Genomic DNA, 6,078 nt, shown 5'->3' with positions numbered 1-6,078 from the left:
TAAAGCAGTAAATCCGATAACGGTAGCAGTGTTTCCTAACACCTGAGTTAAGCCGCGCCGCAAAGCGGCGTCGGCTTGGACGAATTGTTAGGCCGCATATCGCGACCTGAAAGCGGCACGCAAGACCTCAACCTTTTCCGCCCCGAGTGAGGTGCATGCGAACCTGTAGGACTCTATGTGCTTTGTAGGCCAGTCCACTGGTGGTACTTCATCGGCATAGTAAAAGTAATCCCAGATGATCGCCTCCCAGCTGTTACAACGGACTGGCCGCCCGGCGATGACACCCTCAGCCGCCTCTGGGCACGAGCCCTGCGGAGCCTCCGCGATTTCATACGCTTCGTCTGCCCACCAAGCAGGTTCGCAGTCAAGTAACTCATCCCCGATCTCCGCTAAGAATCCATAGTCCAACTCCTCCGTGACGCGCCCGCCGAGCATTTCAACTATTGCCTCGAGCTCGCCGCGCCTCTCGCCGGGAAAAGTCAGATCAATATCATCGTGCTTGCGTGTTACACGCCCTAGCCGTGCATCGATCGCCCAGCCCCCACCGATCCAGAGCGGCAGATTTCGCTCATCTGCCGCAGCTAGAATTTGGTGTATCAATGCGACCTGCGTTGTGTCCATGCGGCCTAACATAGTAAGCCCTCCCAGAATGTCAGTAATTAGACTATTAATTGAATTGTTACATCCAATAGTGAGCTCCCAGTGATTGTCTTAACTATCCAACCTTTCGATTGGATGGGGCAGAGCACCATTATTCTGTTTGAATGCGGTGTTAGTGTCAACTAGGTTCTTTATTTCTTCAAGGAGTTTGAAAGTGCTAAGTATTTTTACTTTACTTTGTTCCTCAATATAAATTTTTTTAAGACCATTTAGCAGCTTGTATTTGGATATTTTGGATAGGAGAATGAATAAGGTTGCGGTATTGATTCTTCCCCCTTTTAGATGAAGTAAACGGTTTTTTTGCAGTATTGGAATATTTCTATATTCTGTTAGTTGATCTTTTAAGTCATCAGGAATTTTCATTTCGTAAAAATTATATTTTTTAGAACAGTCTAATATCGAGTGATTTAGGCTTTCTGTATTTGTATTAATAAAAATGCATTTTTCAAATGTGCAATTTTTAAAGCGACAATCTCTAAAAATAGCAGCATAAAATACGCACTTTTTGAAGTGAACATTCGTAAACCTATTCTTATTTAAGATTACTCCTGAAAAATCAGATAAAACAATTTTTATATTTTTGAATGAACATGATCGTAGGCGGGATCCTCTCAAATTAACATTAAAAAATGTTTTATTAGAGAAACGTACTTTAGAAGAAATAGATTTGGCTAGGAGGCTATTTGAATACTTACGTTTTTCGATGTGCTTGTTATGAAATCTAGGAAGTTTTGACATTAATAGTCCAAAGAATAGGAGTTTCAGCTTAATTCTTAGGTGTAATCAAAAAAAATAATGGACAGGTCTCTTGCGAAATCTGTCCATTAGTTTTAAATTCGATGGGTACAGTTATTTGATGCTTGCAACATCAATTAACGAAAGATCGGCAGAGCTTGCAACTCATACTGATATTCACCTTAAAGGCTAGTACCACTATCTATTTTAAAGAATTAGAACAGTTTGACAAGCCTCAATTTGAAGTCCTTCGTTAATTCAGCAGTTTAAATCATCAAATAAGCACCTAACGGTCGAGCTTTATCTACTTCTGTGCGCCTTTTTTAAGGAAGATATGCGTTGCATGTGGAGGGAATAAGTGTCACTGGTGCATCGTAGCGATAGTCGCAAGGCTAAACCGCTTACAGGGGATCTCACATAGGCGGAGCGTTGGAAGTAGTTGTATAGGTTGGTTAAGTTGCATGTTGGAGTAATCCTCGCAGAGATACCACCATACTTCGACAGGGAGCGCGTGGGAGAAGGTGCAAAACCTTTAGTCCTTGTCTGCATGGTCAGCAAAACCATGTGCGGATACGACCGATGCGTGGCTCCGTCAGCCCAATTACAGGTTAATCGGCAATACTTAAGAGGATATTTGATTTTTTTAAATCAAAGCCTCTTAGGGAAAGTATTGCCGAAACTCTCTCAACGTTCACCATCAGCCCGAGCAAAGCGAGGGATGTGGGGACGGTGAGAAAGAGTTGAGCGCATTTGTTTTTACAAGATTCATGCCAATACCTACTAGAGTTTATATACCGTGTCATTTGATTAGTTTTTATTGAATTTCACTCGTCCATTTTTAAATAAGCAAGGATACACAGCTACCCCTATTTAACTTCGTTAAACAGTGATAGTCTGTGACCTTGATCAGGGGCTTCACCCCCGATACCCCCGAAAAGCTTTAAACAGAAAAATCAAAGATTTTCCAATTTAAAGCTTACAAAAGCCAAAGCAGGGTAGATTGAAATGTCAGGACAGGAACAAGAAAACAAACAGAGCAAAGCAGTTCGAGAACGAACCTTTAAAGTCAGACTTTCAGAATCAGAATATCAATTGCTCGATTCCAATAATCCTTATGGTTCGATTGCAAAGTTGCTTAGACAAGCAGCAGTAGAGAAAGCGACTAAAATTCATAATTCCAAAGCAGAAGATGACCAAAAAATTAAAGCAACAAAGGTTGTTGAATCTTCGTATAGCAAGACAGAGCGAGCATTAATTTTAGAGCTTGGTCGGATTGGCAACAATGTGAATCAGATTGCTAAAGCAGTGAATACCGATATTGCAGGGGTAGGTACTTTTGACAAAGTGAAGTTACTTCATTTGTTGATTTCCATAGATCAGCAGCTTCGGGAGTTACGTCCAGATGATCGTTGATTTCTTTAGACATGGTTCAGGTTTATCAAAAGGCTGTCTCGATTATTTGTTAGGTGAAGATCGAGAGCGTGAACATGCTCAAGTGCTCAATGGTGATGTAGAACTGACAGCACAACTCATTGATAGCAGTCCTTTTGCCAAAAAATATACCAGTGGTTGTTTGTCCTTTTATGAGCATGATTTATCTGACCAGGATAAACAGAAAATCATGCAAAATTTTGAGGAATGTTTATTCCCGGGACTAGATAAAGACCAATATCAAATTTTATGGGTACAGCACCAAGACAAAATTAATCAGGACACAGGTGAGACAAGGCTTGAGCTTAATTTTGTGATTCCTAATGTTGAGCTTTCAACAGGCAAACGCCTACAGCCATTCTATGCGCCAGTCGATTTAGATCGAGTCGATCTATTTAAGCAGATCACTAATACCGAACATTCACTGTATGACCCCGATGATCCTGAGCATCGACAGCTATTTTTAAATAAAAAGAACCTACCCAAAGATATTAAGGATTTTAAAGCGCAGTTACATCAACGTGTTTACCGAGCGGTTGCCAATGGTGATGTTGCCGATCGGCAAGAATTGGTGCAATGGCTTGAATCGAATCAAATCAATGTCACTCGACAAGTAAAAAACTCCATATCCATTGAAAACCCATATGAGGGCGCAAAACGTCCCATCCGTTTAGAGGGCGAGATTTATGAGCAAGGCTTTAGAGCTACTGGCGAATATAGACAAGAAGTACAACAACGAATTGAAGAATACAGAGGAACAACTTCTGAGCGGTATCGAACAAACGTCACAGACTATCAGAGACAGCTTGAACATAAGAGCCAATATCACTGCGACCGCTATCCAACAGTCGGACGAGAAAATAGCCCAGAGCATTCAAAACAACGCCCAGACGGTCGAGAAGCAGTTAAGCCTGTATCAAACCTTGCTGCAATCGAAATTGAGCCATTTAACGCAATTAAACGAGCAAATACAGAGCCAAGAACAACAAGCCCAGAATCAAGCGGTACAGAAAAAACTTACCACTTTGAATATGGGACTGATTTCAGTAGCAGTTATTTTGCTTATAGCAATTTTCTCGCTTGGTCTCGTCACCAAAAACAAGTACAGCGAGATGCAGACGCTAAATACCGTGATCAACGAGAAGCAAATGAGGGTCGACCATTTGAACCGATCGGGAGGCAGTTTGACGATCAGCACATGCAAGCGACCAGACAGCAAAGCACAGCGCCTATGTATTCAGATCAACAAGAACGCAGGCGAATGGCAGAACGGCTACATGATTCCAATGGGGTATTAAACGATGACCGAATTAGAAACACAATTATTGAGAATCATCGAAGAACAACAGCAACAATTAATGCAACAACAAGTGCAATTGCAGAAGCAACAGCAAGCTTTAGACACAATGCAAACCAAAATTATCCAAGCCTTGTCAGCACAATCAAAGACAATCAAGAGCGATCAGCAAAGCTTACAGCAAGCACAGAAATCATTAGCGACAATGCAGAAGCAATTTCACGAGCTAGAACGAAGTACAGCAAGCTATACCGAGCAGATCAATGGCAAAGTCCGAGAGATGAGCCTTATCACAGCCAACAACGAAGAAATTCTGGAGAGAATCTCAACCACACAGCATTCTGTCTCGTCAGAAGTAGCCAAAGCGCAGCAGAATTTGCTCGAAACATCCGAGATATTGAAAAAAATCTCGTCCAGATGAATGAGCGTAAACAAGAGATAGAAAAACCTCGACCTAAGCAAGATCGAGGTATGGATTTTGGGATGTAATTATTTTCTAGTATGTTGGTGTTTATTTCTTAGTATTAGCTTGTACTAATGTTTAAATTTAGCTATATTGAATGTAGTATAGGCTTGTTTATATATTTTGGTGGTGTTATGAATAATAACTGTGTAGTAGTACTAACTGCTCGTGGAAAGACTAGAATTTTAAAAGAAGGTGGTAGTCAGTCTTGGAGACTAAATGCTCATAATGCAGGAAAGTGCGATTATCTAGTTTGTGTGCAAAATAGGAAACAATCTTGGGGAGAACCAGAGGCTGATCATCACACTGCATTTTTAGTTGGCAAAATATCTAGTATCAGCCAATCTCAAGAAGAAGATGCAGATGGTAGATGGATAATAAATATCTCCGAATATGCTGATATATCTATTCCCAATATGTGGGATGGTAATCGGAATCCAGTTTCTTATAGTTCATTAGAAGAGATGAATATCGATTTGAATGAGCTGAAATTTACCAAATTAAATGAAGATAATTCTTCTAAAACACTGGATAAAATATCTATTCCTGAAGCTAAGAGACTATTAGCTAATTATTTTGATGTCCCTCAAGAAAATATTTCAATTACAATCAATATGTAAGCTTTTAATTGACCAAAAAAAGAAAAAAGCCTTTCACGTTAATGAAAGGCTTTTTTGAATCTTAGCGCTTGGGAGGGAAGATCTTAGATCCGCAGTCTCTCAAACTTACAACTATATATTAGGGTATATACGGTGGAATTGTCAAATGATGCAGTGCTTAAGATAGAGCAGGCTTTATCTATACCACGCTTATCTAAGTATGAAAATTTCTATAAAGATAAAGGTGAACCATATGAAAAATCTGATGTATTGATGCTTTATGAACGTAATTTAATAATTTCCAATAAGTTTTTTTACTTATTAAATTATTTTGAAGTTGTTCTGAGAAATGCTGTTGTTCAGGCAATAGAAATATCTTTTAGGTGTAATGAAACAAATAGTTGGCATGAAAATGAAGCTTTTATTCGAAGCCTTAGCCGTAGAGGGAGGTATAGCCCTAAAAGTATGTTTGATAGTGCTAAAGAGAAGTTCCCAGATTCGCCTAGTAAAATGATCCCTGAGCTTAAATTTGTATTCTGGCAAAAGATGCTTATGGCTAATTATGAAGAACGTATTTGGCAGGGATGTTTTAATTCTATTTTTCCTAATGCAACAGTTGAAAACAGGCAAATTTTTTACGATTGGACAGATCAATTACGTGAATTAAGAAACAGGATTGCTCATCATGAACCGATTATTTTTAACCGTAATCTAGAAAATGATTTAGAGGTTTTAACAAAATTTATTTACTGTCGTTGTATTAATACATACGATTTTATCGAGCAATCTGCATTAGATCTAAAAGAATATTTAGATTTTTAAGATAAGAATTTCACCCCAAACAATCGAAAGGTCAGACTATTTTGCAAATGTTGAATTAACAAGGTTAGTAG

At 39.3% G+C, this 6,078-nt stretch carries 6 protein-coding genes; 4 read left to right on the top strand and 2 right to left on the bottom strand.

All coding sequences use genetic code 11. The features are described 5' to 3' along the window. Positions 1-87 precede the first annotated feature (87 nt). Positions 88-621, bottom strand: coding sequence for an aminoglycoside nucleotidyltransferase ANT(2'')-Ia (gene aadB / locus G0028_RS21000; protein WP_010883707.1), 534 nt, complete (start codon positions 619-621; stop codon positions 88-90). A 90-nt stretch (positions 622-711) separates the two neighbouring features. Continuing rightward, positions 712-1,398, bottom strand: coding sequence for a pentapeptide repeat-containing protein (locus G0028_RS20995; RefSeq protein WP_002011386.1), 687 nt, complete (start codon positions 1,396-1,398; stop codon positions 712-714). A 1,002-nt stretch (positions 1,399-2,400) separates the two neighbouring features. Here G0028_RS20995 and G0028_RS20990 point away from each other — a divergent pair. From G0028_RS20990 to G0028_RS20975, 4 genes are all read left to right on the top strand, one after another. After that, entirely contained in the window at positions 2,401-2,808 is a 408-nt protein-coding gene (locus G0028_RS20990) for a MobC family plasmid mobilization relaxosome protein (protein WP_000016535.1), read from the top strand. Then, positions 2,798-4,612, top strand: coding sequence for a relaxase/mobilization nuclease domain-containing protein (locus tag G0028_RS20985; protein ID WP_000634474.1), 1,815 nt, complete (start codon positions 2,798-2,800; stop codon positions 4,610-4,612). Before G0028_RS20990 ends, G0028_RS20985 begins: the two co-directional genes overlap by 11 nt. A gap of 108 nt (positions 4,613-4,720) precedes the next feature. After that, positions 4,721-5,206: a hypothetical protein gene (locus tag G0028_RS20980; RefSeq protein ID WP_051064109.1), complete on the top strand. Its 486-nt coding sequence runs from the start codon at positions 4,721-4,723 to the stop codon at positions 5,204-5,206. Positions 5,207-5,338: 132 nt separating this feature from the next. Continuing rightward, complete coding sequence (locus G0028_RS20975; RefSeq protein ID WP_000423610.1) at positions 5,339-6,007, top strand: Abi family protein; 669 nt, start codon at positions 5,339-5,341, stop codon at positions 6,005-6,007. Positions 6,008-6,078: the final 71 nt, after the last annotated feature.

It is taken from the genome of Acinetobacter piscicola, from assembly GCF_015218165.1.
Lineage (GTDB): Bacteria > Pseudomonadota > Gammaproteobacteria > Pseudomonadales > Moraxellaceae > Acinetobacter > Acinetobacter piscicola_A.
Note: the sequence above shows the minus strand (reverse complement) of the source record. Positions and strands in the feature narration are given on the sequence as shown.